Annotated in this window: 1 protein-coding gene; it reads right to left on the bottom strand. The window is 24.9% G+C overall.

Annotated elements, in window-relative coordinates:
- Positions 1-228 precede the first annotated feature (228 nt).
- Positions 229-486 (bottom strand): Gfo/Idh/MocA family protein, encoded by a 258-nt coding sequence (locus tag EHV01_RS06255; RefSeq protein WP_422066707.1) that lies wholly within the window; start codon positions 484-486, stop codon positions 229-231.
- Between the last annotated feature and the right edge of the window lie 221 nt (positions 487-707).

Genomic DNA, 707 nt, shown 5'->3' with positions numbered 1-707 from the left:
AWARRNNTCTAATAAAACTTCTTTCATTCGACTTGAATACTGGCTGCAATGAAAACAAGCTAAAAAAGGTTTAATTTTATTAACATTTGTTTGTAAAATTTGATAAGCTGACAAATGTAAGAGTTTAAAAGCTTCCATCAAAAAAACATTATTAATTTCTGCTATTTGTTTTAATTCAATTAATTCATGTGCAAAAAAAGTTGCCGGTTTTTCAACTAAAACATGCTTTTATTGTTGCAAAAAATACTTTGCTTGTTGATAATGCAAACCATTTGGTGAAGCAATATAAATAATATCAATATAATCTAACATATCTTCAAAATTATCTACAATATGGACTAATAAATTATTTTTTGAAGCAAAAAATTTAGCTTTTTCTAAACTACGTGAATAAAGAGAAGTAATTTTAACTCCTTGTACATCACGACAAGCATCAATAAATTCACTCACAATATTACCTGTACCAATGGTTCCAATCTTTAACATAAAAGCACCTCACTATGTACCTTTCATTTTTGTTAAGTGTTGGTAAATTAGTTATTTCATATCAACATTAAAAATAATTGGTCGTATAAATAAAATAAGGGTTTTGGAAAAAACTCGGAAATTGAATAAGAATAATAATTAAACCATTTACTAAAATGGTTTTTTTATTTGTAAAACCAAAATTATTAATTGATTCAGAGAAAGGGCAATATCTTAAATAT

It is taken from the genome of Spiroplasma sp. hy2, assembly GCF_044714365.1.
GTDB classification, from domain to species: domain Bacteria; phylum Bacillota_I; class Bacilli_A; order Mycoplasmatales; family Mycoplasmataceae; genus Spiroplasma; species Spiroplasma phoeniceum.
This window is presented reverse-complemented; position numbering and strand designations above follow the sequence as displayed.